Below are 2,452 nucleotides of genomic sequence, written 5' to 3'. Positions count from 1 at the left end.
GTTACTTGAATAACAATTACTTTAACTTTAACATTAATTCCCTATTCCGTGTTCAAAAAATGCGTTCCTGCTTTATTGCAGAAACGCACCCGTTAGTTGAAGCACTAAAGCTCTTTCTTCATTGAAACAACTTTAATATTTATACCATTTGGTTTATGTACAACTTCTTCATCATAAGTATCATAACCTATGGAACTATAAAGCTGTATATTCTTAGGTACTGTCATACGAACTTTACATAGTATTGTAGTTACACCCACTTTATTTGCATATTCCTCTAATGATTTTAATATCTTTTTTGCAATGCCATTTCCTTGTTTTTCAGGAATAACTGACAAACGATAAAAATATAAACCCTCGTCTTTTAATTGATATCGCACCATACCAACTGGATTATTTTCATCAAAAGCAATCAATGCTTTCTCCCCTTTTTCTAAAGCGACTGAAACTGACTGAACAGTCTCTTCTAACGCACTCGATGGTGGGGTTTCATTTATATATTCGTTAAATGCCTTAATCATTAAATCGTGAATTACAGGTGCATCAGAAGATATTGCAGATTTTATAAACATGTCCACTCCTCACTTTTGTAACTATATACTTTCAGGTAAATGTTGTTTGTACATTTCTATTGCATCTGTATTCTCTTTTAAAACAGCTATAGTTTTTAAATTGGGCTTTACAAAAATAATAGAATAGTCTTTTTCACCAAATTTCTCATTTACTGAAAAAGCTAATTTTTCTTCATCTATTGAAAATTGGGCATCTACACCAGTTTTATTTCCACGAGCATCTAATCGTATCCATTTATTTAGAGATTTTAAATAAACGGCATTTAAAGCATGAAGACAATATCTTTTTTCTGGGGTATCAAACAACATCAACCGTTGATAACAGAAGCCTGTTGGTATTCCTTGCGAACGCAATAGTGATGCTAATAGATTAGATTTTGCATAGCAAATTCCTTCTTTATACTGTAATACTTCTGTTGCTTTCCAAGTAACTTGTTTTCCTTGAATATCCCAAGAATGAGATATTTTATCACGAACAAATTCAAAAGCTATGTTTGCTTTTTCGATTTCCGTTTGTGATGAGTTAAAAAGTTCCTCCGCTTTTGCTTTAATTTTAGGATGTGAATAATTTACTTCATCCAATTCAATTAAATAATCATCTAATTTTTCAGACTCACAAATCATCTTCATTTAATAGTCAACTCCCACGCTGCATAAATATCTATATATTCGTATTATTATACAACAAAAGACGTAGGGATTAAAGGGGAAATTGCTTAACTATTCTGTCTCGTTACTTGAATAGTATTTATTGATTATCTACTAACTTTAGCTCCCATTTCTCTTCGATAAGTTCTTTATTAGAAAGTATTTGAGTTTGAGTTTTCTTTAATTCAAACCCTGCTCTTTCGTAGATTCGCCTTGCTGATTTCAGTTCGCTATTAGTCCAGAGAATAATGGTCTTAAATCCATTATCTTTACTAAAGTTAATAGCTTGTTCTACTAACTTCTGTCCATACCCAGTACCTCGAACATTAGGTTCAACAAGAAATAAACCCAATTGTGCACTAGTGTCACTAACTTTTTTAATACTTACGGAACCACTTTGTTTTTTACGAATCTCTAAAATGAAAATGTTTTCTTTTGAGTCTGCCCGCTCAATAAACCCACTAACACTTTCTTCAATAAAATCTCGAAAAGATAAATCGTATCCAAATTCTTTATTGTATAAATCATAGTGAGAATTTACTATGAAATCTTTATCTTCTAATCTATATGTCCGTATCATTTAATCACCTTTTTCACTTTTTATTCATCAAGTATTTGCTTCGTTAAGTATTTACTTCGTTAGCACAGAAAGCGACTGCTCCTATTGAACACTGGCTCCTCTTATTCTTTAATAAGAATTAAAACCTTATTTTAAAAGAAGATAAACTTTGCCAAATGGCAAGACCTAAAAAGAAAACGATTATTATCAAAGAGAACCAAGAGTAAACATTCTTTTTGCCTCTTAATATTTTGTAAACAAAAAATATCAAAATGCATATTAACATTGCCATTCCCGCTATTGACAACAGCATATACAGTAAAAACATAATGAATCTCCTCACTTATTGCAATTATCACTAATTACACTTCTTTTGAGAAAACTGCTCGTTACCTTAACATAATTTTCAAGTTATCGGACGTAAAAAAAGACCTGCAACAACGCAACTCCTAATTGGTAAAGCCACCGGTTAGCCATCCATGAAGCGCAAAAATCAGCGCTTCACCACAGAGAATGAAAATATACTAAGTTGTCTATGCTTGTTCTTAATTCAGTCAAACCATTCCATAGTTCAGTGTATGCTGGCTCTTTTTTTAAACGACTTAGAAGGGTCTTTTTGTTATTGTCTTTTTTATATAATTAGAGAAGTTTATTTTCATGGTAGTGAAATAAA

Annotated in this window: 3 protein-coding genes; all 3 read right to left on the bottom strand. The window is 31.5% G+C overall.

The features are described 5' to 3' along the window. Positions 1-104: 104 nt before the first annotated feature. The 3 genes from JCM9157_RS22850 to JCM9157_RS22840 all read right to left on the bottom strand — a co-directional run bounded on the left by JCM9157_RS22850 (position 105) and on the right by JCM9157_RS22840 (position 1,800). Positions 105-572 (bottom strand): GNAT family N-acetyltransferase, encoded by a 468-nt coding sequence (locus tag JCM9157_RS22850; RefSeq protein ID WP_035668782.1) that lies wholly within the window; start codon positions 570-572, stop codon positions 105-107. A 21-nt stretch (positions 573-593) separates the two neighbouring features. Beyond that, entirely contained in the window at positions 594-1,202 is a 609-nt protein-coding gene (locus JCM9157_RS22845) for a transglutaminase-like domain-containing protein (protein ID WP_035668781.1), read from the bottom strand. 118 nt (positions 1,203-1,320) lie between these two features. Next, positions 1,321-1,800 (bottom strand): GNAT family N-acetyltransferase, encoded by a 480-nt coding sequence (locus tag JCM9157_RS22840; RefSeq protein WP_052013330.1) that lies wholly within the window; start codon positions 1,798-1,800, stop codon positions 1,321-1,323. Positions 1,801-2,452: the final 652 nt, after the last annotated feature.

The organism is Halalkalibacter akibai JCM 9157, assembly GCF_000513135.1.
Lineage (GTDB): Bacteria > Bacillota > Bacilli > Bacillales > Bacillaceae_D > Halalkalibacter > Halalkalibacter akibai.
This window is presented reverse-complemented; position numbering and strand designations above follow the sequence as displayed.